A 25,985-nucleotide genomic window follows, 5' to 3' on the forward strand; every position below is an offset into this window, starting at 1 on the left:
TATCTCATTTTATCCTTACAGACCAATTCCTTTAAGATAGTCTCTATTCGCTCTGGCGCAAAATTTAGGGTCGCCCATACCTGGCAAAACATCCTGCTCTACCACAGCCCATCCGGTATAGTTTTGTTTTTCCAGCTCGGCCAACACTCCTTTGAAATCCACAGCACCTTTACCCAACTCACAAAAGATTCCATGTTTCACACTCGTGAAATAATCCCATTTATTGATCCGAGCCTGCTCCGCCACTACAGGATCAAAGTCCTTGAAATGCACATGCCAGATTCTATCCTTATATTTTTTAAGTGCGTCGATAGGGTCTCCACCACCAAAGTGATAGTGCCCTGTATCCAAACAAAGGCCTACCAAATTTTCGTCTGTGTGTTCGATAAGCATTTCCACTTCTTCTGGCGTTTCTACAAAGCCAGCGCAGTGATGGTGAAATACCGTTTCAAAACCAAAAGCTTCTTTGACGGCATAAGCAATCTGATTAGCTCCTTCAGCAAAAACCTTCCACTCTTTGTAATTCAAGCCCATGGTGGGTGTGATCCTACCAGCATTTTTGACCCTGGCATCTACTGTACCATTATCATCCGCCAACACAATTCTGGCATTTTCATATCCAGCATAATACATCAATCCAGCAATCTTCAGTGCATAAGAAATTCCCGCCACGTGACTATCTGCATTACGGAGATTGACTGGAACAAATGCACCTAAGAGATCAAGATTCCTTTCAGACAAATCCTGAAATAATTTATAAGGCTGTGTAGGTAAAAAACCCCAATCTCCCAGTTCAGTTCCTTCGTACCCAGTTTCCCTAATTTCATCAAGAACCTGAGTATAAGGCGAGGTTTTACCCTCCAAACCAAACTCAAGGATTCCCCATGAGCATGGTGCATTGGCTATCTTTATCATAGTTTTAGTTTTAAATCAATCGTTAGAATTTTCGAGACCACTCTTTCGGCCACCTTTCGATTACTACCTTGGTCTGAGTAAAAAACTCGATAGCATGTCTGCCTTGTCCGTGCAAATCACCAAAAAAGCTGTCTTTCCATCCACTGAAAGGAAACTGAGCCATAGGCGCAGCCACTCCAATGTTAATTCCAATATTGCCTGCCATAGCTTCATTTCTAAACTTGCGTGCACTGGCTCCACTGCTGGTAAACAAGCAGGCAGAATTACCATATTTACTACCATTCACAAAAGCGATAGCCTCCTCAACCGTATTCATATGAACCATACTCATCACGGGGCCAAAGATTTCTGTTTCAATGATTTCGCCATCCAGCGCCACATTTTCAAGAATAGTCGGTGCTATGAAATTTCCATTTTCAAAACCTGAAACCTTTACATCCCGGCCATCAAGCAATACGCTACCTCCCTCAGAAATGCCCTGATCTATTAGCGTTTTAATTCTTGATTGACTCTCTTTCGTAATGACCGGCCCCATGTCTACCCCAGCATCCAAACCAAAACCAGTATGCTTGCTCTTTGCACTTTCGTATAGGGCGTCGCGAATTTGATTCGATTGATCTCCCACAGTAACGATGGTAGAAGCGGCCAGACACCTTTGTCCTGCACAACCATACACGCTGTCCGAAACAATCTGTGCTGTCATATCAATATCCGCATCTGGCAGGATCACCACCGGATTTTTGGCTCCACCCTGCGCTTGTACTCGTTTACCATGCTGGGTGCCTTTAGAATAAATATATCTGGCTACATTTGTACTGCCTACGAAGCTGATCGACTTCACCAGACTATGCTCCAATAAGGCGTCTACCGTTTCCTTACCTCCATGTACCATATTTATCAAACCTTCTGGTAAATCCAATTGATCTATGAGCTTAAAAATTTTGGTCATTGTCAAAGGCACTTTTTCTGACGGCTTCACGATCATGGCATTACCACACGCAATGGCATAGGGTAAAAACCAAAAAGTGATCATCCCTGGAAAATTGAAAGGTGCAATGCAAGCGGTGACACCCAGAGGCTGGCGAATCATAAATTCATCCACTCCTCTGGCAATGTCTTCCGAAAATTCGGTTTGGATGAGCATAGGTGTACCACAAGCAGTCTCCACATTTTCAATGGCTCGCTGCAATTCTCCTTTTGATTCTGCCAGCGTTTTACCAGACTCCAATGTGATAGTTTCGGCGAGGTCATCCAGATTCTCCTCCAGCAATCGCTTGAGTTCGAAAAGCGGCTGCACCCTACGCATGACAGGTACATTTTTCCACTCCAGATAAGCCTTTTGGGCAGCTGTAACCGCATGCTCTACATCTTTGACTGAAGCTGACCCAGCGGGCACCTTGGCCAATACCTCCTGCGTGGCAGGGTTGATGGCCTCCAGTACCGACTGGTTTTCACTACTAATCCATTTTTTATTTATATAGTTCTTTAAGGTTTCCATTTTCTCTATTTAGGAATTAATAATAAAATCTTTGTTTTTTCTTATGAGCGAGATAGTCATCATGCACTTTCTGCACACTTTTCATCCCTGAAACTTCCGCCACAGGCACTTCCCACCAGGCATAACCATCCACGCCGTGGTAGCGATCACATGTCGTATAAATCACTGTAGTTCGAGGTACAGACTTAGCATCTGATAGGGCTTGGTTAAGATCTTCATAAGTCTCGCATTCGATTACATGAGCGCCCAGGCTTTTCGCGTTGCCAACCAAATCGACAGGAAGGAAAGCATCCCCTTTCACTTCGTCTCCCTCTATTTTTCCCGACTTGTCATTTCTGTAAAGAAATCTGGTACCATAGCCTTCGCTACCTAATGAGCGAGACAAGGAACCAATACTCTTGTAGCCATCGTTGTTGATCAGCACAATGGTGAGTTTGTAATTTTCTTGTATAGAAGTCACAATTTCCTGCGCCAGCATCAGATAACTCCCGTCACCCACCATCACATAGATTTCCCGAGAAGGATCAGCCATTTTGGCTCCCAGCCCACCGGCTATTTCATAACCCATACAAGAATTGCCATACTCCAAATGAAAGCCCTTGCTGTTTTTGGTCTGCCAGAGTTTGTGTAAGTCGCCAGGCAAACTCCCCGCTGCGCAAAGCACTACATCATTGTCATCAGCAAATCGATTGACTGCGCCGATGATTTCTCCCTGGCTCAGTCCCTGATCATGGCGATAATCATAGACACCATTTACGATGTCATCCCATTCCTGATTATGTTTATGTACTTGCTTGCTATAAGTTGCGGACACTTCGTAATTGTCTAACGCTAAATCAATCTCTTCTAAAATGACCTTTGCGTCTCCCACCAGCATCAGACCACCATGCTTGGCTGAGTCAAATGCGGAAATATTGATATTGATAAAATTGACGTTCTTATTTTGAAAAGCTGTTTTGGAGGCCGTGGTAAAATCACTGTATCTGGTACCAATACCAATGACCAAATCTGCTTCAGCGGCCACTTCTGCAGCTCCTTTTGTGCCAGTAGCACCTACCGCTCCGAGGTTGTTTGGATTGTTGTATTTAAGTGCTCCTTTTCCGGCAAAGGTCTCAGCAACAGGCATACCAGTTTTTTCAACCAATTCCTCCAGCACGTCCAAAGCCTCACTGTAGTGGGCACCCCCTCCTGCAACAATCAAAGGCTTTTTGCTTTGGCGAATCATGGAAATAGCCCGATCCAGCAGTCCTTTATCTGGCCTTGGCCGTTGAACCATCCATACTCGCTTTTGAAACAATCTTTCGGGAAAGTCATATGCTTCGGCCTGCACATCCTGAGGCAGCGAAAGCGTAACCGCTCCGGTATCGCTCGGAGAAGTCAGTACTCGCATTACCTCCGGCAATGCCATCAGTAATTGCTCTGGGCGATTGATTCGATCCCAATATTTAGAAATAGGTTTGAAGCAGTCATTAACAGAAACGTCCTGCGACCCTTCAGACTCTAATTGCTGTAATACCGGCGAAACTTGTCGTCCTGAAAATATATCTCCAGGAAGCAGCAAAACAGGCAACCTGTTGATAGTAGCACCAGCGGCTGCCGTAATCATATTAGTGGCGCCTGGGCCAATGGACGTAGTACAGATAAAAGTGCTCAGGCGATTCTTCATTTTGGCATAGGCCGCAGCGGTATGCACCATGGACTGCTCGTTGCGACATTGGTAGTACTTCAGCTCATTTTGCTGCTGAAGTGCCTGCCCAATACCAGCTACATTGCCATGACCAAAAATTCCAAAACATCCTGCAAAAAATCTGTGCTCTACTCCGTCGCGCGCTACATATTGATTACTCAAAAATTTGATGACCGCCTGGGCCGCTGTTAGTCTTACTGTTTTCATGTTAAAACCCTCCTCTCGCTTCTATAAATTTCATTGACTCCTCCAGCGTGGGCATGAAGTTGGCACAACCGGGCTGCAATACTACCTGCGCTCCGCTGGCATTGCCCATTCGGCAAGCCTTGTATAAGTCCCAGCCATTCAGATAGCCATAGATAAATCCACTGGCAAATGCATCGCCAGCCCCCAGTACATTAAGTACCTCGACTGGAAAACCAGGCACTATTTCCTCTTCGCAATCTGCTTGGTGAATAGTCACTCCTTCTGGTCCGCTTTTTACGATAAGGGTCTCTACACCTAGTTTTAATATTTCTTGAATAGCTGCATCCAGATCACCTGTGATTTCCGGAGCAGATATCTGCTGATCTGAAATACTAACCTGCTCTTTGGAGTGTAGCATGGTAGCCAATATTTCTTCTTCAGTGCCGATGGCAATTTTGACATGAGGGAGAATGGATCTTGTAGTAATCCCAAAAGATCGAATATCCTTCCATTGATCCGCTCGAAAATCTAAATCCAACAAAATAGGAACATCATTTTCATGAGCAATTTCAACCGCGTGCAATACCGCGCTTCTACTAGGCTCCATGTTCAAGGCCGTACCTGAGATTTCCAACAATCTGCAGTTTTCGATATGTGCCTGCTCTACATGATCCATGGTCAGCTGGCTATCAGCACAGTTGTCTCTATAAAAAACTAAAGGGAATTTATTGGGTGGTTGGATACCCAACACCACCGCACTGCTTCTGGCGTGGGCGAGTTTAGGAATGTAATCGACGTTGACTTGCTCCTTAGTTAAGAAGTTAAGAATGAAATCCCCAATCTTGTCGGTACCAACCGCGGTCAATAAAGCCGAATTAAGGCCCAAACGTTTGCAGCCTACGGCAATATTCAAAGGCGAGCCGCCCACATAGGCATCAAATCCTTTGATGTCCTCAAAATCAGCACCAACATTTTGTGAGTAGAGATCTATAGAAGACCTACCCATAGTTATTACATCTATTGGTTTGTTTGTATTGTTCATTTCCATATCATTTAGCTGAAACCATTGGAATGCGAGCATCCTTGCCAGACCAGGAGTCATAAATCCATTCGTGATCTGGGTCATTAGTACAAGCCAGAGACTGATCGCTTCCAGTCAAGAAATTGAGGTAGTAGACATTGTAGCCGTGACCAGCCACCACAGGATGGTAACCCTTTGGCACCAGCACCACGTCATTCTCTCTGGCTACGGCGATTTCATCCAGTCTCCTGTCTCCGGTATATATTTGCTGAATGGCATAGCCCTGGGGTTTATCTATTTTGTAGAAATAGGTTTCTTCGAGACGGGCCTCTTTTACCTTTCCATTTTCATCCAATATGCGCTCATCATGTTTGTGCGCAGGAAATGAACTCCAATTGCCTGAAGGCGTGTACACTTCTACTGAAACCAATCGCTGTGAACCGAATCCAGGCTCTATCAAAGAGTTGATTTGACGAGTAGCATTGTCGCCTCCACGAATTTCTATAGCCGCCTCGTCCGGCGTTTTGAAACGAGCAGGAAAATCTTCCGTCGCCTCGCACCACCCCAAAGCCAGATCCAATATTTCGGACTCGGCTATCAATTCAAACTCCGTATTTCGAGGCAGATATAACGTATGAGCAATGCCATCAAAAACACTCTTCCTTCCATTCACTGTTTTCCATCTTCCATGATTGGTCTTGATAGAATAATTGCCTGAAAGCAAAATAATGCCATATTCGTTGTCTCCAGTAAATCCTTTCCAAACCTCACCTTGTTTTAATAATCGTGCATTGAAATTGAGATATTGCCAATCGGCCTCTTTCGCCAAAACTTCCTGGTAAATACCACTTTGTTTGAGTGGCTTTACCAGCAATGGATATTTTTTGTCTCTGTTCACTTCTCTATGCTTTTAATTAAAAATCTTTGTTTCTACCTGTGGCTCCAAGCAGATCGAACTTGCTCGCCAAAAAGTCTCGCTGCTCTTCGATGTAAACTTTACCCGGAACGATGGGATCGAACTGCTCTGGATTCCTATGAAAAAATTCGCGGTGTACACGGGTCCAAATCAGGCGGGTATCTGTGGCGATATTCACCTTGCAAATGCCGTATTGAATCGATGCCTTCAATTCCTCAGGATCTACTCCCTTGGCATTGGTATTGAGTTTTCCACCGTACTTATTAATGGCTTCAATTTCCACCTCATTCACAGCCGAACCGCCATGTAAAACCAAGGGAAAGCCGGGTAATCTTTCCTGTATTTCTTTTAGGATATCGAATTGTAATCCCTGACCTCCAGAAAATTTATACGCCCCATGACTGGTCCCCACTGCTATAGCGAGACTATCGCATTGGGTTTGATTCACAAATTCTACTACGTCGTCTGGATTGGTGTATTTGGCGTGTTTCTCTTCTATTGAGATATTGTCTTCCACCCCACTCAACACGCCCAATTCTGCTTCTACAGATATATTAGACAAATGAGCAGCCTCCACAATCGGCTTTGTTCGTGCTACGTTGCGATCGAAATCCTCATGACTTGCATCGATCATCACAGAAGTATATTTCCCAGAAGCAATGGCATCCATCGCATGATCCTCCACACCGTGATCGAGATGTACTGCATATACCGTTTCCGGATATATCCGAGCCGCAGCATCTATCATCGCCAGTAGCATGTCTGCCTCTGCATAATTTCTTGCCACAGGAGTCGTCTGTACTATAAATGGCGCCTGACATTTCTGTGCAGCAGAAAACAAACCCAGCACCTGTTCCATTGTGAAAACATTAACCGCAGCGATGGCATACTTGCCATAGCATTTCTCAAATAGCTGACCCGTTGTTAGTTTCATTCTATTGTACTTTTCTAATTGATCGAACGCTTCAAAAGATGACTTTTTCAAGCCAATTTCTTTTCGATCGTTTCTTCAATTTGAGAGAAAATATTTGAATAAATAAGCTATTCGCTGAAATGTTTTATGCAAAGGTTTGCATAGTTATCATGCAAACCTTTGCAATCTGTAGCAAATCTGAATTGTACTATTTCGGTAATAATTCCTAAATAATTTGAGTTGATCAAAGAAGAGAAAATCTTAGCTCTTTTGGACTCGATTAACATCCACTCAGCGTCATCCGAAAGGGGCGCTGGGTCTGCTCGCCTTGTTCCTCAGAGTTCTCTTCGAGTAACTCTCAGGGGTTGGAAATAACTCTGAGAGATTGGAGATGAATTAGATTTTTCCTCGGTTCGAAGATTCTCGTACGATCAATTCCGGTTTCAGAATTTCTTGTCTGAAATTGGAGTTATGGTCTGACTTGCCGATGGAGGCCAGCAGAATCCGAGCCGCCAACATGCCCATTTCGTACACTGGTTGGTCTATCGTGGATAAGGTCGGAGACGAAAACTTGGCATACGGATCGTTGTCAAATCCAATCAATGCCACCTCATCAGGGACCTTGACATCCCTTTCCCGAAGTACGGAAAGAGCACCAATCGCAATAGCATCATTCACAGCGAATATACCATCGGGTAGATTCGGAAGGGAAAGGAGTCTTTTAGTTGGTTCTACGCCGTCTTCCATTTGAAAGAATTTACTTTCGATCATCAGCTCTTCATCAATGGCTATTCCATGCTTCGACAAGGTGTCAATATAACCGTTCTTTCTATGCCGTGCGATTGAAAGTTGGTCAGAGCCAGCAATATGAGCGATCCGCTTGCATCCCTGACTGATCAAATGCTCCACTGCCTGACAAGCCCCGTCATAATCATCGACCAATACTTTATTCATTTCGTACCCTTCGCAATCCCTATCAAAAACAACTACAGGTACATTGTTTTGTCTGAGCTTCTCCAGATGCGAATAGTCATTGGTATTGAAAGTACTTGAAATAAGCATCCCATCTACCCGGCTGGACAGGAAAGTTTCTATGCCTTTGAGTTCTGTTTCATAAGACTCATTGGACTGGCTAATGATCACATGCTGACCTTCCGGCTCCAGCACATCCTGAATGCCACAAATGATAGAAGAGAAAAAATAGCTGGTGATTTCGGGTACTATGATCCCAATGTTGTTGGTCTTGCGATACAACAAACTAAGTGCTAAAGTATTGGGCTGGTAACCTAGTTTTTTAGCCAATTCCTGAACCATTATTTTCGTTTCTTGCTTGATAGCAGGGTGATCACGTAAGGCACGAGAGACTGTAGAGGGAGATATTTTCAACTCCTTGGCCAGGTCTATAATTGTCACCGAATTACTCATTTTTTCATCTTCTGAATCAGTAGTAAATATACTCAAACAAGGGTCAAATATCAGGTTAGGAACGAACTCATATCTAACTGAATTTCAACTCTTAATTACAAAAAATAAACCATTGGATTAGTTAGTTTTGCAACTTTCATTTTGATGGATAATAGAGCGGCATGGCAAAAATTTGTACGATAGGTCATATCACAAAAGACAGAGTAATCACGAGAGAATCAGAAAGGTACATGCCTGGTGGAACAGCATTTTATTTTAGCAAAGCGCTGAACCAATTGGACAATGACTTTGAGCTAATCACTGCCGTAGGTAGTGAAGAAAAAAATGTATTAAAACAGCTGGCTGATGAAGGAATTTCGATCGTTGCGCTAGAAAGCGACCATACTGTCTTTTTTGAAAATATCTATGGTGAAAATCAGGATAATAGAGAGCAAAATGTATTAGCGAAAGCATCACCATTTACTACAATGAACCTACCAAAAGTAGACGCAGATTATTTCCATTTGGGACCATTATTGAATGATGACATTTCATTAGACTCTATTAAACACCTGGCGACAAAAGGCAAAGTATCTTTGGACATTCAGGGTTTTTTGAGATACACCAAAAACCAGGAAGTGCTACACGCTGACTGGAAGGATAAAAAAGAAGGGCTCGCTTATATTCACACACTAAAAGCCAATGAATCAGAAACACGAATCATTTCCGGCAAGGAAGATTTTGAAGAAGCCGCTTATGTGCTAGCTGATTTAGGCGTGAAAGAAGTAATTATCACATTGGGTAGTCATGGTTCGATGATTTATGCGGATGGGGAATTTCACAAAATCCCGGCTTATGCCCCCAAGGCTATTGTAGATGCCACTGGATGTGGAGATACATATATGGCTGGTTACCTCCACAAAAGACAAAGTGGTGCTTCTATCTCGGAAGCGGGTAATTTTGGAGCAGCCATGGCGACCATCAATATTCAGTCTTTTGGCCCATTTAGTGCCAATGTAAGTGAGGTAGAAAGCCTGATCTCTCTGGCGGAAATCCTCGACTAACTCCTCACCTCACTAACTGCAGGTTTTATTTTAAAATTTCCAATATCGGCTGACCAGTAGCGGCGTCTGGAAGTTTGATATCCAATAAAAAAGCTAAAGTAGGGGCTATCTCCGTGATCGCATGATATTGATAAGAATATCCTTGTGGGATGTTCCAACCATACCACAACAATGGCACATGCGTATCGTAAGTAAACCCGCTACCATGAGTGGTCCCAGCCTCTTTATGTTCAATGTATGTAGGTTGATACAGCACCGTAATATCGCCTGAGCGATGCCAATGATATCCTCGCTGTACCATGGCTTTTTGATCTTCAGCAAAACTAAGTCTTCTCAAATCTTCAGCTAGCAAAATATCACTTACTTCAGCAAGATCAGCCAAAAAATCATATGATGTAGTCACCACTTCTGTTTTATTAAGCTTGTTGGATTGAATGAGCTCATCATTCAAATAAAGTTGACCGTCAGAGAAATGCTCAACTAATCCCTCGAATCCAAACTGATTTTTAAGCAATTGATTCAAATCCTTTGATATTTGAGGCTCGTTGTAAAAACCAGATATCATTCCTTTTGATTTCAAGAAGTCTGGATTTTCTGCAACGGCATGGTCAGCCGTTAGGAAGACCAAATAATTGCCCTTGCCAACCTGTACATCGAGTTTGGAAAATATCTCCGCCAAATCTCTATCCAACTTCAGATAAGTATCCTGAATTTCAACCGATTGCGGTCCAAATGCATGTCCTACCTTGTCAGTACTTGAAAAACTAATCGCCAAAAAATCTGTTTCATCGTGAGTACCTATTTCCTCATTAATAATAGCCTCTAATGCCAATTCTTTCAGAATCGTATTACCAAATGGGGTTTCCAAGAGTAAATCATATTTCTCTTCCTCTGGCCATTGAGAAAGGTGGTACGGCAAAACTGATTTGGTTGACCCTTGGAAAATCTCTTCGAAAGGAGCGTCATCAGGTCCGCTGGCTTTATACTCTTCAACTGGCAGCAAAGTCTCCCACTTTCCAGACAGATATTGATCAGCCAACTTTCTCTGGTTAAATTTTTTCACCCAAGAGGGTAGTTTGTCGGCGTAGTAAGTACTGGTCACGAAGTTGCCATTATCGCCATCATACCAATAAGCCCCATCAGGCATATGCCCACCTGGTAAAATAGCTCCTCTGTTTTTGATCGATATGGAAACTACTTTAGACCTACTTTGTGTAGACAATTTCAATTGATCGGTAATAGTAGGAGCTAGTAGGTGGCGCGGCGAAAACTCACCTTTATCCGATTTGGATCCCACTGTTTGTACCTCAAAATCATCTACACAATTGATCTCAGCGTTTGTTTTCGGATTATACCATTCATTTAATATGATCCCGTGGTCTTTAGGAGTTGTACCCGTATATATTGAAGCATGACCTGGTCCAGTCTTGGTAGGTATATAATTGTAATGCGCATTTTTCAGCATAAAACCTTCGCTCATCAATCTCTTGAATCCGCCTTCGCTAAAGTGTTCGTTGTAGCGATACAAATACTCTTGTCTCATCTGATCCACCACTATCCCAACTACTAGCTTGGGCTTATTTTGAGATTGAGCAAATACATTAACCCCAATCGCAAAAATGATGATCATCATGATCATCATTTTGCACTTCATTTTCACACTAAACATCAAGAATTGATTATATCTATTTTGAACCTAAATCTTTCCCGGCAATATCTCTCCAATCATAAATATGAAAGGTTTTGTCTGTAGACATGGCTACAAAAATTCCGCTCGGAAATTCTTCACCAAGGTTAGCTGATGTCACGTCCGATCCATCACTTTCAAGTGTCATTACTTCTACTGCTTTAATTCGTCGATGGTCGTGCACATTGCCTGCTGTACCTTCTCGAGGATAGATATTGAACGTACCCACCTGCTGATCAGAGACTAAAATGTAGCCGGTTTTGTCATCGTATTTGTAAATACTAATCCCTTCTATATCTCTCCCAAAATCCTCCTGACCAAAGAGTGCCAGTTCATCGTTTCCTTTGGCCGGGTCGGCATAATACTTTCTTATTCCAAAGTCCTCATCGGAATAATAAACATATCCCAACTCGTTGTCTACTGCTATAGCTTCTATCTCCTTAACCCCGCTGTATTGTCCGAATGCTCTTACTTTGGTCAGTTTCACATTTCCATCGCCAGCGTCTTCAACTTTGTACTGCCACAGATATCCATCCGATGGACCATCCTTTCTGCCCACTATGGCATACAGTGTAGCATCGGGAGCCGTATAAAAGGCAACACCCATAGGTCCCTTCTCTTCTTCACCTTCAAACACCAGGATGCCGCCATTATCAACCGGTTGCAAATCAGGAAAGCTGAATATCCTCACCTGATCATTCTCTCTCTCTGTAGTAATTACTAAATCAGTAGATTTGTCTCCTATTTTAAAACTGTAGGCCAGGTCAACATTATTGGGTCTGCCTAAACCCAGAGCCTTATTTACTATCTTACCGTGAAGATCGTATACATACAATCCACCTCCTACTTCCTTATCAGTTCCTATAATCAAGCTTTGAGAAGGATCTTTAGCATTAATCCAAATAGCCGGATCGTCAGTATCATAGACTACTGGTTCAGTAACATATTTTGGCTGAATGGCATTTTTGGTATGTTCTGGAAGTCCATCTGGTGCAATGATCAAATCATCGCCAGCGATGTCCTCCCAAGCGTAGAGTTGAAATGTCTTATTGTCTGACATGGCTACAAAAAGTCCACGAGGAAACAAATCACCTAGTGAAGCATTCGTCACTTCAGATCCATCACTTTCATTGGTAGACACGTCTATCACCTTGACCAGTTGATGGTCGTGTGGGTTGGTTTTAGTACCTGCTCTATTGAATAGTTGAAATTTGTTGGCCTGCTGGTCGGATACTATGATATAGCCTGTACCAATATCAGTTTTATATATACTAATCCCTTCATGATCACTTGCAAACCCTTCGGTAGCGAATAATGCCAGTTGCTCGTTGCCCATATCAGGATCTGCATGATATTTTCTCACACCAATGGCCTCATCTGAATAATATACGTAGCCATGCTCATCATCCACAGCTATGGCTTCAATTTCAAATTTACCACTGTACTGACCAAAAGTTCTGACTTTTTCGGCACCTATAGTTCCGTCTTCATTTCCCGTCAACTTATATTGCCAAAGGTAATTATCTGCAGGGCCAGACTTTCTACTCACTATGGCAAAAATGGCATCATCAGACTCTCGTTTATAGAGCGAAATACCCATAGGCGCGCGGTCGGCTTCACCTACAAAAACTTCTATTCCTTCATTGTCAATTGCCTTCATATCAGGGACAGAAAATATTCTGATTTTATTGGTCAGGCGCTCAGTCAATACGGCAATGTGTATCTCAGTACCATCCTCAAATTCAAACTCTTCAATATCAACATTGTTTGGACGCTTAAGGCCTCTTACGACCTTATCTTCGATAATATTTCCTTTAATATCGAATACATATAGTGCTCCATCTTCATTTTTATCTGTGCCTAATATCAAACTAGCTTCCGGCTGATCTTCATTCACCCAAATGGCTGGATCATCGGTGTCATATTTTACTGGTTGGGTTACTATTTTAGGAGTAAGTACATTGGCCTTAGGTTTATTCTCACTTGCAGTACATGACAGGCTTAGAATTGCCACAATAATGCCCAGGTAAGATGTTGTCAAAAGTCTTTTCATGTCGGTATTCATTTTAAATTTTTTTTCTTAAAATGCGCCCTGTGGTATCAAAAAGAATATCATATGTTTTACTTTCCTTACTTAAATCCACTTCATAGAGCACTTGTCCGTCAGATGTATTGACAATTTCGATATCGACAATTTCATATTCTGAAAATTTGACCTGAAGAACCTGAAGAACAGCTTCACTTAGCTCGCTTACAGCAATCTCCGTTTCGGTTTCCATCCAATTGCCATCGAAATCGAAATAAGAGGTGACTTTGTCTTTGTCTTTCAATTTGTAATAGACTTTGTAGATGTCTCCATCATTGACCCAGCGAATACTGTAGGCCGATGGTTCAATTTCCAAAAACTTTCTTTTCACCGAATCTGGTACGCTGTCAGCTGTGCAGGAGACCAGGCAGATGAGTAGCCATTTCCAAATTGATTTTACTCTTAATTCAATCATCTGATAAGACAATATTAGGTGCTAAATCTGTAGTTAATCTGTATTGAAATTTAATTTGAATTGATGCATATCTTGTTCATACGAGTATCTAATGGGTACACTATATGACTCACATATTTTCTTAACAATAGCTAAACCCAATCCCAGTGAATCTGAATTTTCTTTTTGAAATCTTTCAAACATTTGAAAGTTTTGAGTTTTGATTTTTTCACCGGAATTTAAAAACCTTACACTTCCATCAGAAGCAATCACTTCTATCTTTCCTCCTTCAGGTGTATGTTTAATAGCATTTCTCAACAAGTTGCTGATGAGTATTTGAGCTAGGTTAGAATTCATCTGTACTATGTTTGCCCCGCTTAAATCTACACGTATGGATATTTTTTTCAAACTCATCATTTCTTGATAATCTTTTAGATTGTTATCAATGATTGAGTGAATATCTAAATCTTCTTCGGCTACATATTGATGATTTTCAATTTTAGCTAAAAGAAGCAATCCCTGATTCAATTTGGAGAGTTTGACTGTGGCATCATAAATTGCTTTGATAAAAGAGAATTGATGCTCATTCAGATTGTCTGACTGCATGAGCATTTCAGTTTTACTCTTGATAATGGCCAGGGGCGTTTGTATTTCATGCGAGGCATTTTCAGTAAATTCCTTCAGGTTTAGAAAATCCCTCCTTATCCTGTCTGTCATCCTGGATAAAATACTATTGAGTTGAAGAAACTCCACCGTACTTGTCTCCCTAAAATTTATTTTTTCCGATCTCCCTAAGTCATAATTTTGAAGCCTTAGAAGTGTATCCTTAAAAGGTCTCCAAAGATTTCTTGAAACTAGCAGGTTTAGACTAATGAGAGCAACCAGCAACCCTACGAACACATAAAACATATCAAGGAAAATTTCAGTTACCAGCAATCTTGTCTCAATCAATGATTTCGATATCACAATATGATAATGCTGCTTGCCTATTCTCCTGTTGACCGTAAGTTGTAAGTAGGGCTGGTATTTGTCGTCAATGATGTCATATATCAAGGTATCAACGAAAATGAGTTGATCTATTTTTGCAGTTTCAGGGATTAAAGAGACCTTTTGCTCGTAGTTGTTCAAGCTAGAAAGTGGCTCTCCATTTACGATTTGTGTAGTAGCAATTTCTTCTCGATTGATAAGGAAATTTTCAATATCTTCTCTGATGAGTTTTTCTGTATTAACGTAAATCAAAAGTCCTCCAATCCCAAAAAAAATCAGGGCAACGAGAAGATAATACATCGTGGCTTTTGCGAGTAATTTCAATCTGCCTCAAATTTATATCCCAATCCATAAACAGATTTAAGATAATCATTGCCGCCAGCTTCCAGAAGCTTTTTTCTTAGGTTTTTGATATGTGTATAAATAAAGTCGAAAGAATCGAACATGTCCGAATCGTCCCCCCATAAATGCTCAGCAATTGATTCCTTAGTTAGCACTTTGCTCTTATTGATTACCAGATATAATATGAATTCATATTCTTTGCGGGTTAGTGTAAGCTTTTTACCATGGATACTCACGTTCATCTTGTCTGTATCAATCTCAATTTCCTTATAAGACACGATACTACTTCCATCAAAATTTCTTCTTCTTAATATTGATTTTATTCTCGCATTGAGTTCTGACAGGTGAAATGGCTTTGTCATATAGTCATCCGCACCCATATCCAAACCAGCCAGTTTATCGTCCAGCGCATCCCTGGCCGTCAGTATTAACACACCAGTATCTGGCTTTTCTTTCTTCAATAACTTGAGTACTTCCAAGCCATTACCATCTGGCAGGCCTAAATCTAAAACCAGCAAGTCATAGTCGTATACAAATACCTTTTCTCTGGCTTCTGCTAATGAACTGGCTTTTTCTATTAAATACCCTTCCCCCTTCAAAAACTCTTCGAGATCGTTGAGCAGCTCAATTTCATTTTCTACAATCAGTATTTTCATACTACATTTATTATTTCCGCCAGTTAATTAATGAATTTAACAAAAATAGGTATCCCAAGTAAGCTTACTTAGGACACCTATTTATCAAACAATCAGTTTTTTTCAATTACAGTTCTATTGAGCAGGTTTCCTTTATGATTAATCACCTGCACAAGCATCCTATCTTTGGTAACCGAAACCGCCATAAAACCATGCTCTGAAATGGCATATTTGGAAAAGTCTAACATGCCTGTGGGTCTTACCTCAGACCCCGCACCAGAAATAAAATGATGCAATTTGCCTTTAGGCTTGATGTATTGCATGTCATGTTCATGACCAGCAAAATACACATCCACATTATTGCGGGTAAGCAAAGGTTCGAGGTGAGACCGAACATCTGAAGTAGCCTCTATTCGTTTTCCTCCAGAGTACATGGGGTGATGCCCTGCTACAATCAACCAACTCGATTTTGACTTTGCCTTTAGCACACTGTCAGCCCATTGTATCTGCCGTGTAGAATCCTGAGACCAAACCTGATCATACTTTTCTTCTTCATAATATTTATGCTCAAAAGGTGAAGTATCAATAAAGACAAGGCTCAATAGACCTTCATCATCCAGCTCATAGTCATAATTGAAATAGCGGCTCGGCATATTCCATCGCTGACTTTTCCAGGTATAATCTAGCTGAGCCTGTGGGTTGCCACGATAGTCGTGGTTTCCCAAGACTACATGCCAAGGAATATTCAAATGATACCCTTTATAAACATCTTCGAAAGAGTAGTTCCAATTAGGGTCATCAACACTCGCCACACCATTTGGATAAAAATTATCTCCTAGCGACATCACGAACTCGGCATCCAAAACTCTCGCTACCTCTTCCATTCTGTCAGCTACATCCTGCTGATGATACTGCCCTTTTCTACCCCAGTCTCCTATAGCAAGAAAGTGAAAGGCATCTTCCCATATTTCCAGACTATCAGTTACAATAAACTCCGATTTTTCGGATGACTTCTGAGCCTGTATCGGACTTAACCAAACAATCAAGCAAAGCAAAAGTATGTTTTTTTTCAATTTCATCTTCTACCCAAATTAAAGGTTAAATTTCAATCCAGCTCTTCCCCAAAAACCATATTGTTCGCGCTGTTTTGGTGTAGCACTTGTATTATAATACTCGATTTGATTTTCGTCTGTAATGTTGTTCAACTGAATAAAGCCTGTCAGTTTCTTATCCATGAAGCTTTGACTTAGTGAAAGATCAATTTGCCTTCGTCCGTCTATATAAACTAAATCCCCTCCATCAATCTCGCTAATGTAGCTACCATTGAAGTTGATTGAAGCTCTCGCATTAAAACCGCCTATTGCATAAGACAGAGCAAAGTTTCCAACATGCTTTGTTTGGCCTGGCAATTCAATCTCAGTAAAATCTTCTCCTTGGGCAAAATTTTCAACTTCGGCATTAGACTCAGTAAAAGTGTAATTGGCATATATTCCAATTCCTTTCAAGGCACCTGGTAGAAAAGTAAGGTTTTGCTGCCAAGCAACTTCAAAACCATAAAGGATAGCTAAATCACCATTTATAGATTGGGTAATCTCAAAATCAGTATAATCCAAAATATCACCAAGTGTTGTTTGTTGATAAATAAAATCATTCATCCTTTTGGCAAAAACCCCGCCTGACAAAAGACCAACTGTTCCAAAATATTTTTCCCCGAAAATATCAAAATTCCAAGAACCAACAGGTTTTAATGCTGGATTAGAAATCGAAGCTTCTTCATCTTCCGCAGCAATTTCCGCACCTTGAACCAAATCCTCAAAATTAGGTCTGGCATAAGATCTAGTAACAGCCGCTCTTATATTAACATTACTATTTAATGAATATTTAAAGTGTAGCATAGGAAGTAGAAATGAATAATCATTGTCTTCTATATGAGCTACGGCCTGCTCTTCATCTGCATCCCAAATTGAATTCTCATAGCGAACTTTTGTAAGTTCATATCTCAACCCTCCCAGAATCATTAGTTTCTTGATATTTATTTTCCCTTGTGCGTACCCTGCATATACATCCTCAGAAGCCTTATAAGCTTCTAAAGCAGACTCCTCAGCCAAAATTTCGTCATCAACATCAAAGTCAGACAAATTCTCATCTTGATACGCGAAATAACTGCTATGATCGGGGAAAAAACCTATCGTCTCTCCAAGGTCTCCAGCCATAAAATTGTTATCTGTGTAATTACTTTGGAAAGGAATGAGTGCTAGATCATCTGCATCGTCGTTTAATTCAAATTCACGAAATGAATCATAGCGATAAAACTTATCCTTGAATCTAGTCTTTCCTCCAAATTTAAATTCACCTATGTTTTCACCTAAAGAAAATGGCAGAGCAACATTAATTTTTGCTGTAATATTTTCGTCTTCCCCCAAAGTGGATGATTGCTCACTCTTGTCAAAGATATAGTTTTCACTCACACCAAAAGCTGAAGGACTGCCATCGTAAGTATAGTTTGTTAATTTCGGATTCAAAACATTGTCGAGATTAACACCCCAAGAGACATCTTCATCATTGGCAAATGTGATCTTATCATTGAATGGAGTCTTTTGAAATGCCTTAGAATACGAAACTTCATAATCCAACTTAAGTTTAGATGACACATGACTACCACCAAGGTTCAAACTATATACTCCTTGATCTTCCTGTCTATGTTTCAATTCTTTCCCAGTTTCAAATTCTAAAGTTCCTTCATCCTCTTCTGCTCCATTGTATGTTTCACGTCTTTGCTCCAACTCTTTTAGCTCACTATACAATGATCTCAAATATATTTTACTACTTGAACTTAAGTCATAATCAAGTGTAGCACTTACACCAATTCTGTCTCTATCAATTTCATAATCACCAATAATAAATTCATCAAGCCCATCGGGATGATCCCCATCCCAACCATCAAGTTCATATCTATCAGACCCCTTACGGCTCGCTGAGTAACTTCCACTGACTATATAGCCAAACTTACCTTTCGCCAGACGTTGACTTAGACTTAAACTTCCTTGACCAGCAGTTTTTTCAATTCCGTTATTGTATTCTAGTGATCCTGACCCAGAAATTTTCAATTCTTCAGAAGATGCTGTTGGTGTAACCAAATTAACAGACCCTCCTATGGCATCACCATCCATGTCAGGTGTAATTGCTTTCGTAACTTCCAATGAAGCCAGCTGAGCTGCTGGTATCGCATCCAAAGCTACAAATCGAGCACCGGCATCTGGAGATGGAATTTGCTCCCCATTTACACTAATATTAGTAAATTGAGGAGCCAGACCTCTTACCAATACAAACCGTCCATCTCCTTCATCTCTCTGAATATTAACACCCGGGACTCTTTGAAGCGATTCTGCTGCATTTTGATCTGGGAATTTTCCTATCTGATCAGCTGATACTATATTCTTTAAATTGTCAGCCGATTTTTGCTGATTCAAGGCCCTCATTTGACCTTCTAAGGTAGCAGTGATAGTAACTGCCTCCAATTCCGTCACATTTGCTCCAAGAGCTACAGTCAGTTGCTTTATCTCTCCAGATGCTATTTCAAAAGTTTCCTTTTTTGTTTCATTTCCAATAAAAGAAATCTCAAGTTCAACTGTACCAGGCTCAACAAAAATGTCAAAATTGCCTCTTACATCAGTGGCTGCCCCCGAATAGGACCCTACTATTTTAACAGTTGCACCAGGTAGAGGATCTCCTGTATTGGCATCTGTGACCACTCCTGTCACCATACCTTTTTCCTGTGCTTGGACAGATGAAAAGCATAGTGACAATAAAATTGCAAGAGCAAATTTTATTACTTTGTAATCGTTCATCATAAGTTTATAGTTTTGTTTCGAACCAAGCTAGCTTATGAATCTGAAGCAATCCTGTAGTAACGAATTTGGAGACACTTAGAACTCTTTCTGATTTTTACAATTTTCAATAGAGCTAAAAGAGCAAGTTGTTCAGAAAATCATAATCACCACCACTATTTTTAATTTTAGAGAATAATATTATTCTAACAAAAAAGGAATAGACCAAATACTTAAATACTGAGATATTTTTACTTTAATATGAAAAATGACTACCCATAGCCATAATATAATTTACCATTTGATAGCACCAGGACTATTTCAAGGTACAAGGAGAGATTTCTGCTCCTTAAAACATGGATTTGTGAGAATCGATCTGATGTATTGTGGAATATGTGGAAGCGATGTTTCTCATTTTAATGGAAATCGTCCTATTGAATATCCCTTTTCATTAGGCCATGAATTTTGCGGTAAAATCATTGAAGTCAGTAAGACGAATTCAAAATTTCAAATAGGGCAATTTGTGACATCCGATTTAAACTTTAGATGTAACGAATGTGAGTTTTGCAATAAGGGAAAATCCCATTTGTGTAATGAAAATAAAAAAGAACTCTTCTCAAATCGAGGGTTTGCTAAATATATGGATATTCATCAAGACTATCTTTTTCTAGTAGACAAGCCTATTGGCTATTTGGCAAGCTTATGCGAACCTCTCTCATGTTGCATTCATGCCATTGATATTTCAGAAATCCAGAAAAGGAATAAAGTTTTGATATTAGGAACTGGAAGTATAGGTTCTCTTTTAACCTTAGCATTCTGTGAAAAATTCTCAGAAACACCGGTTTGGTTATTTGACAAGGTTCTAACTAAATGTTTGGCACTTTCAAAGTGTTTCAAAAATGCATCTCAACTCGAGTATGTCGAACCAGAGTTTGATTTTGTATTTGATACAACAGGAACTTCTCATGGGCTGAAGTTAGCCTGCGATACGGTTAAAAAAGGAGGAAAGTTAATTGTTATGAGCCATCTTGATGAAAGTAATGATGATATTATTCACTCGACGCTTGCTAGAAAGGAAGTTAGTGTTACATTTCCATATCTTAATGGAGAAAGAAAAAACATGGAAAAGGCCATTAGTATACTGACGACAAAACTTCCAATCCACTTCAACTCCTTAATCGACATACATCCCCTACAGTCGCTTCAGGCTTGTTTTGAAAATATGACCAGAACAAAAACTAACAAAATCATAATTGACATAAATAATTCAGTCAACTGACATTTTTGATGAAATTCATAATTATAAGTTTAAAGCTTCGGTCAAAAGGATATTGAACTACTTATTTAAGTAAACCTCGACCTTTCTAAAGAATTGACTAGGGGCGCGTACACAAACGGAAAATCTACAGTCATGAACCTTTTATAGAGATTCTTAGTGTTATAGGTCAGTACTCATTTCAGAGTTAGTTAATATTTAGATTATGTTTGTACTGTAAAACCTAATAAAAGAAGTACTCAAATACAATGAAGCAAATCATTAACACCGAAAATACGCCTGCTTCTATTGGTTCATATAGCCAATCTACGCCAGCAGGGAATACCTTTTATATATCTGGACAGATTGCATGAGTGCTTGGCATGGACAATTTGCTACTTGATTGCATTGAAAAAGAAACTAACCGGGTTACGAAGAAAATGGGACCATTTTAAAAGCAGCGGGAGCAGACTACTCCAACGTAGAGAAGTACTCAATTTTTGTGAACGACATCAGAAACTTTAGTAAAATCAATGCGGTTTATTGCGAATCCTTCATCAGTAATCCTCCAGTAAGAGAAACCGTAGAAGTAAGCTGCCTGTCTAAAAATGTGAATGTGAAAATTTCCTGCATCGCCATTGTATAAACTGCTTCCAAATATTGTTAAATTTGCTGCATAACATGCAGTTTAAGTGTTCAAACTTTTTTGGTCAGACGGATCAAATAATGTTCAAACTTTTTTGGCAAAGTGTTCAAACTTTTTTGTTATGATCCACACCCCAAACGCTCCAGCCCCGATTGGTCCATACAGCCAATCTACTTTGGCCGGGAACACCTTGTACGTCTCTGGACAAATTGCTTTGGTTCCCGGAACTGATAATTTATTACTAGATAGTATCGAAGAAGAAACTCATCAAGTGATGAAAAATATGGGAGCCATATTGAAAGAGGCTGGTGCAGATTATACCCATGTCGTCAAATGCTCGATTTTCGTGAGCGACATGGGCAACTTTGGAAAAATCAACGCTGTCTACGGAGAATATTTTACCAGCAATCCTCCAGCACGAGAGACCGTAGAAGTAAGCTGTTTGCCTAAAAACGTGAATGTGGAAATTTCCTGCATCGCCGTACTATAATCTAGTCCTAAATATTGATAAATTTGCCGTGCCGGATATTCTCCGGCATATTTTTTTAGTAAACATTTGATCGATGAGTAACGAAGTAAGAGTAAGATTTGCACCTAGTCCAACAGGCGTCCTTCACATTGGAGGCGTACGTACTGCACTATACAACTATCTGTTTGCTAAAAAGAATGGTGGAAAATTTATTCTTAGAATAGAAGACACTGATCAATCTCGTTTTGTAGAAGGGGCAGAACAGTACATCAAAGACTCCTTAGCCTGGTGCGGGATAAAGATTGATGAAGGCACTGATGAGGGAGGAGATTACGCACCATACAAACAATCTGAGCGAAAGGATTTATACAAAAAATATGCTCAGCAAATGATTGATGAAGGTACCGCCTATTATGCCTTCGATACCGCTGAGGAATTGGACGAAATGCGCGAGACACTCAAAGCAGCGAAGGCTAATTCATTGAATTATAATTCGATCACTCGAAATACCATGAAGAATTCACTGACACTCCCTGAAGAGGAAGTGAAGCAACGGCTAGACTCTGGTGAGCCTTATGTGATTCGAATTAAGGTGCCTACTAAAGAAGATATTCGATTGAATGATATGATCCGTGGCTGGGTCAATGTGCATACCTCCACAATGGACGACAAGGTTTTAATGAAATCAGATGGGATGCCAACCTATCACCTGGCCAATGTGGTAGATGATTATTTAATGAAAATCACGCATGTCATTAGAGGTGAAGAGTGGTTACCTTCTGCTCCTTTGCACGTGTTGTTATACAGATATTTAGGTTGGGAAAAGGACATGCCAAAATTTGCGCATCTACCCTTACTGTTGAAACCTGATGGAAACGGCAAGCTCAGCAAGAGAGATGCTGCCAAACATGGCTTTCCAATCTTTCCTATGGAATGGAAGGCAACTGAAGAGGATGCCTCATTGAAAGGATTTAAAGAAGAGGGTTACCTAAGCGAAGCGTTTGTTAACTTCCTTGCATTATTAGGCTGGAACCCTGGAACAGAAAATGAAATTTTCAGTTTAGATGAGTTGGTCGAAGCATTCACTATAGAACGAATCAGCAAGGCAGGAGCCAAATTCGACATTGATAAGGCTATCTGGTTCAACCAGCAGTACATTAGAAATATGAAGCCATCAGATTTAGGTTCACTTCTACTAGATCAAACAAAAGCAGCGGGCATAGCCTGTGATGATTCAAAAGCATTGGCTATTGCTGAGTTGCTTCAAGAACGTATAGATTTTATTCCTGAGCTTCTTTCTAAGGGGCAATATTTTTTCACGGGGCCTACTGAATATGTCGAAAAAGTAGTTCGTAAGAAGTGGAAAGGTGAAGCGAAGGCTGTGTTTGCTACTTTCATGGAAAAAATATCTAATCAGGAGCTCACCTCAGATGACTTTCAAGCCACTTTAGAACAATCGGCCACTGAAAACGACACCAAAGTAGGCATGGTCATGCAAATACTGAGAGTAGCCATTACAGGCGAAGCAGGTGGTCCTGATCTCATGAAGATCATGGAAGTACTCGGAACAAATGAGGTAACTGATCGTATAAAAAAAGCAACTAGTGCTTTTGATCAGATAGCCAACAATGAGTAAAAAAGAGAAAAAAACACCTAAAGTCAATCCTAAATTAGAAGGGTTCGAAGTCAATATCAATTCCTTCGGGGAAATCAAGTCTTCATTGAAAATTGATGAACTCAATCAATTTCTAAATAAAAATGTTGAGGACAAAAAACTGAAAGACAGAGAGGATCTGGATGACTTGAAAAACTAATTCCTAAACTTAAACTACATCCCACATGAGAAGTCATGAAATCGACTATGAAATCAAAGGCGAAAGCATTCAAATCGTTGAAGTTGAGCTAGACCCAAGAGAAACGGTGGTAGCAGAGGCAGGTGCCATGCTATTTATGGAAGACGGGATCTCTTTCGAAACCAAGATGGGCGATGGATCCGAACCAAATCAGGGATTTTTAGGAAAATTGGTTTCGGCTGGGACAAGAGTTCTGACCGGCGAGTCACTGTTTATGACACACTTCACCAATCATGGAGCAGGTAAGAAAAAAGTGGCCTTTTCGGCTCCATATCCTGGAACGGTAATCCCTATTGATCTCCAGCAATCGCCGAATCAAGAACTCATTGTTCAAAAAGATGGATTTCTATGTGCTGCGTTAGGCACCAAAGTTTCCATTACACTCAACAAAAGATTGGGTTCAGGCTTAATCGGTGGCGAAGGATTCATCTTGCAAAAACTACAAGGTGATGGCATGGCCTTCGTACATGCAGGAGGTACGGTCATTGAAAAGCAACTTAACAACGAAACGCTAAGAATTGATACCGGCTGCGTGGTGGCATTTGAATCAACGCTGGATTTTGATATTCAATCTGCTGGGGGCCTCAAATCCATGGTATTTGGGGGTGAAGGCATGTTTTTAGCCACTATGCGTGGCACAGGCAAAGTGTGGCTCCAATCCATGCCTATCAGAAAACTGATACAAGCCATTGCACCTTACGGTAAAAATTCGTCAAAAGAAGCCTCTTCCATTTTAGGAGATTTTCTGGAGTAATATGGAGAATCCGTCATTGCCGCATTGATTTAACATACGCTGTTAAATTATCAATTCAGGCAATCTGTAGTTCATGGCACAATACCCTTGCGCGTATCTGCCTTAAAGAACAGATTCTCCGAACACTCCTTCGTCGCGAAAGTTGAAATGAAGTCTTTGCAGTCATTTCAATTCGAGTAAAAATGAAGCATATTTGCGGCACAACATGATACTCAGATAACCCTTATCAAATGACTAAAATTGGCATCCTCAAAGAAGGTAAAATTCCGATCGATCGACGTGTGGCAATCATTCCATCACAGGCCAAATTCATCAAGGAAAATTTCTCCAACCTTGAGTTAGTTTGTCAGAAAAGTGACATCAGATGCTTTTCTGATGATGACTACAGCGCAGAAGGTATAACCTTGGTGGATGCTGTAGATGACTGCGATGTCATATTTGGTGTTAAGGAGGTCCCATTAGGCAAATTGCTTCCTAATAAAACATACTTCTTCTTTTCCCACACCATCAAAAAACAAGAGTACAATCGGGAGCTACTTAATGAGGTTCTCGACAAAAACATAAGACTGATAGATTATGAAACCTTGACTGATGCCAACGGCCAGCGCATTATTGCATTCGGGCGATATGCAGGCATCGTAGGTGCATACAACGGAATCTGGTCCTTTGGAAAAAGATATAATCTCTTCAATATCAGACGAGCGCATGAGTGCTTCGATTTGGAGGATATGAAATCCGATTTCAGCAAGGTAAAACTCCCAAACATTAAAATCGTGATCACTGGGGGTGGTCGTGTAGCCAAAGGTGCTATGGAAGTTTTGCTGGGACTGAATATCCGGAAGGTTACCCCTGAAAGATTTGTCAACGAAGATTTTCAGGAGCCAGTTTTTACTCAACTGAATAGTCGAGACTACAACAAACACAAAGAAGGTAAAGAATTCACAAGATCAGAGTTTTTTGAACAGCCAGAAAATTTCGAATCGGATTTTTATCAATATGCAAAATGTGCTGACATTTTGATTGCCTGCGCCTACTGGCATCCAGCAGCACCAGTGCTCTTCACTAGAGAGGAAGCCACGCATCGAGATTTCAAAATCAACATCATCGCGGATGTAACCTGTGATATCGAGGGCTCAATTCCGTCTACTATCCGTCCGGCAACCATCGACGAACCAGTATTTGACTATGACCCAACTACGGGACAAGAGATGCCTCCATTTTCAGATGAAGGCAATATTTCTGTCATGTCGGTAGACAATTTACCTTGTGAATTACCGAGGAATGCTTCTGAGGATTTTGGGAAGGAATTGGTAAACAATGTACTTCCGTGTTTACTTGGTGATGACCCTGATAAAATAATTGAAAGAGCAACCATTGCAGAAAACGGAAAATTGACTGCTCACTATGCATATTTGCAAGATTATGCAGACGGCAAGGAGTAAAAAG

At 40.7% G+C, this 25,985-nt stretch carries 22 protein-coding genes; 8 read left to right on the top strand and 14 right to left on the bottom strand.

Annotation, left to right across the window (positions count from 1 at the left end; genetic code table 11):
- Positions 1-15: 15 nt before the first annotated feature.
- The 7 genes from R8N23_RS20130 to R8N23_RS20160 all read right to left on the bottom strand — a co-directional run bounded on the left by R8N23_RS20130 (position 16) and on the right by R8N23_RS20160 (position 8,561).
- The gene (locus R8N23_RS20130) at positions 16-915 is read right to left on the bottom strand and encodes a TIM barrel protein (protein WP_318173404.1); all 900 of its coding nucleotides are present in this window, start codon (positions 913-915) and stop codon (positions 16-18) included.
- Positions 916-937: 22 nt separating this feature from the next.
- Positions 938-2,413, bottom strand: coding sequence for a CoA-acylating methylmalonate-semialdehyde dehydrogenase (locus R8N23_RS20135; RefSeq protein ID WP_318173405.1), 1,476 nt, complete (start codon positions 2,411-2,413; stop codon positions 938-940).
- Positions 2,414-2,429: 16 nt separating this feature from the next.
- Entirely contained in the window at positions 2,430-4,307 is a 1,878-nt protein-coding gene (gene iolD / locus R8N23_RS20140) for a 3D-(3,5/4)-trihydroxycyclohexane-1,2-dione acylhydrolase (decyclizing) (protein WP_318173406.1), read from the bottom strand.
- A gap of 1 nt (position 4,308) precedes the next feature.
- A complete protein-coding gene (gene iolC, locus R8N23_RS20145) occupies positions 4,309-5,328 on the bottom strand; it encodes a 5-dehydro-2-deoxygluconokinase (protein WP_318173407.1) in 1,020 nt (339 codons plus the stop codon).
- Positions 5,329-5,335: 7 nt separating this feature from the next.
- Positions 5,336-6,205 carry a 5-deoxy-glucuronate isomerase gene (iolB, locus tag R8N23_RS20150; protein ID WP_318173408.1) on the bottom strand — a complete coding sequence of 290 codons (870 nt, stop codon included), beginning with the start codon at positions 6,203-6,205 and terminating at the stop codon, positions 5,336-5,338.
- A gap of 16 nt (positions 6,206-6,221) precedes the next feature.
- Positions 6,222-7,208: a class II fructose-bisphosphate aldolase gene (locus R8N23_RS20155; protein ID WP_318173409.1), complete on the bottom strand. Its 987-nt coding sequence runs from the start codon at positions 7,206-7,208 to the stop codon at positions 6,222-6,224.
- A gap of 324 nt (positions 7,209-7,532) precedes the next feature.
- Positions 7,533-8,561, bottom strand: a complete 1,029-nt coding sequence (locus tag R8N23_RS20160) for a LacI family DNA-binding transcriptional regulator (protein ID WP_318173410.1) — start codon at positions 8,559-8,561, stop codon at positions 7,533-7,535.
- 161 nt (positions 8,562-8,722) lie between these two features.
- Here R8N23_RS20160 and R8N23_RS20165 point away from each other — a divergent pair, with 161 nt between their 5' ends.
- Positions 8,723-9,604, top strand: coding sequence for a PfkB family carbohydrate kinase (locus R8N23_RS20165; RefSeq protein ID WP_318173411.1), 882 nt, complete (start codon positions 8,723-8,725; stop codon positions 9,602-9,604).
- A 25-nt stretch (positions 9,605-9,629) separates the two neighbouring features.
- Here R8N23_RS20165 and pafA read toward each other — a convergent pair whose 3' ends face one another.
- The 7 genes from pafA to R8N23_RS20200 form a co-directional block, all read right to left on the bottom strand.
- Complete coding sequence (pafA, locus tag R8N23_RS20170) at positions 9,630-11,237, bottom strand: alkaline phosphatase PafA (RefSeq protein ID WP_318173412.1); 1,608 nt, start codon at positions 11,235-11,237, stop codon at positions 9,630-9,632.
- Positions 11,238-11,289: 52 nt separating this feature from the next.
- Entirely contained in the window at positions 11,290-13,344 is a 2,055-nt protein-coding gene (locus R8N23_RS20175; RefSeq protein ID WP_318173413.1) for a phytase, read from the bottom strand.
- A 13-nt stretch (positions 13,345-13,357) separates the two neighbouring features.
- Positions 13,358-13,792: a PepSY-like domain-containing protein gene (locus tag R8N23_RS20180; protein WP_318173414.1), complete on the bottom strand. Its 435-nt coding sequence runs from the start codon at positions 13,790-13,792 to the stop codon at positions 13,358-13,360.
- 33 nt (positions 13,793-13,825) lie between these two features.
- A complete protein-coding gene (locus R8N23_RS20185) occupies positions 13,826-15,082 on the bottom strand; it encodes a HAMP domain-containing sensor histidine kinase (protein ID WP_318173415.1) in 1,257 nt (418 codons plus the stop codon).
- A complete protein-coding gene (locus R8N23_RS20190) occupies positions 15,079-15,756 on the bottom strand; it encodes a response regulator transcription factor (protein WP_318173416.1) in 678 nt (225 codons plus the stop codon). Before R8N23_RS20190 ends, R8N23_RS20185 begins: the two co-directional genes overlap by 4 nt.
- Positions 15,757-15,848: 92 nt before the next feature.
- On the bottom strand, positions 15,849-16,814 hold the full coding sequence (locus R8N23_RS20195) for a tartrate-resistant acid phosphatase type 5 family protein (protein ID WP_318173417.1): 966 nt from the start codon (positions 16,812-16,814) through the stop codon (positions 15,849-15,851).
- A 12-nt stretch (positions 16,815-16,826) separates the two neighbouring features.
- Positions 16,827-19,586, bottom strand: a complete 2,760-nt coding sequence (locus R8N23_RS20200) for a TonB-dependent receptor (RefSeq protein WP_318173418.1) — start codon at positions 19,584-19,586, stop codon at positions 16,827-16,829.
- Between the two features lie 340 nt (positions 19,587-19,926).
- On the opposite strand from R8N23_RS20200, the gene R8N23_RS20205 reads away from it, so the two are divergent.
- From R8N23_RS20205 to R8N23_RS20235, 7 genes are all read left to right on the top strand, one after another.
- Positions 19,927-20,841 carry an alcohol dehydrogenase catalytic domain-containing protein gene (locus R8N23_RS20205; RefSeq protein WP_318173419.1) on the top strand — a complete coding sequence of 305 codons (915 nt, stop codon included), beginning with the start codon at positions 19,927-19,929 and terminating at the stop codon, positions 20,839-20,841.
- A gap of 478 nt (positions 20,842-21,319) precedes the next feature.
- The gene (locus R8N23_RS20210; protein ID WP_318173420.1) at positions 21,320-21,463 is read left to right on the top strand and encodes a Rid family hydrolase; all 144 of its coding nucleotides are present in this window, start codon (positions 21,320-21,322) and stop codon (positions 21,461-21,463) included.
- A gap of 121 nt (positions 21,464-21,584) precedes the next feature.
- Positions 21,585-21,953, top strand: coding sequence for a RidA family protein (locus R8N23_RS20215; RefSeq protein WP_318173421.1), 369 nt, complete (start codon positions 21,585-21,587; stop codon positions 21,951-21,953).
- A 73-nt stretch (positions 21,954-22,026) separates the two neighbouring features.
- The gene (gene gltX / locus R8N23_RS20220) at positions 22,027-23,568 is read left to right on the top strand and encodes a glutamate--tRNA ligase (protein WP_318173422.1); all 1,542 of its coding nucleotides are present in this window, start codon (positions 22,027-22,029) and stop codon (positions 23,566-23,568) included.
- Positions 23,561-23,746 (top strand): hypothetical protein, encoded by a 186-nt coding sequence (locus R8N23_RS20225; RefSeq protein WP_318173423.1) that lies wholly within the window; start codon positions 23,561-23,563, stop codon positions 23,744-23,746. The genes gltX and R8N23_RS20225 overlap by 8 nt, the downstream gene beginning before the upstream one ends.
- A 25-nt stretch (positions 23,747-23,771) precedes the next feature.
- Positions 23,772-24,539 carry a TIGR00266 family protein gene (locus tag R8N23_RS20230; RefSeq protein ID WP_318173424.1) on the top strand — a complete coding sequence of 256 codons (768 nt, stop codon included), beginning with the start codon at positions 23,772-23,774 and terminating at the stop codon, positions 24,537-24,539.
- A 230-nt stretch (positions 24,540-24,769) separates the two neighbouring features.
- Positions 24,770-25,981 carry an NAD(P)-dependent oxidoreductase gene (locus R8N23_RS20235; RefSeq protein ID WP_318173425.1) on the top strand — a complete coding sequence of 404 codons (1,212 nt, stop codon included), beginning with the start codon at positions 24,770-24,772 and terminating at the stop codon, positions 25,979-25,981.
- Positions 25,982-25,985: the final 4 nt, after the last annotated feature.

Source organism: Reichenbachiella sp. (genome assembly GCF_033344935.1).
Lineage (GTDB): Bacteria > Bacteroidota > Bacteroidia > Cytophagales > Cyclobacteriaceae > Reichenbachiella.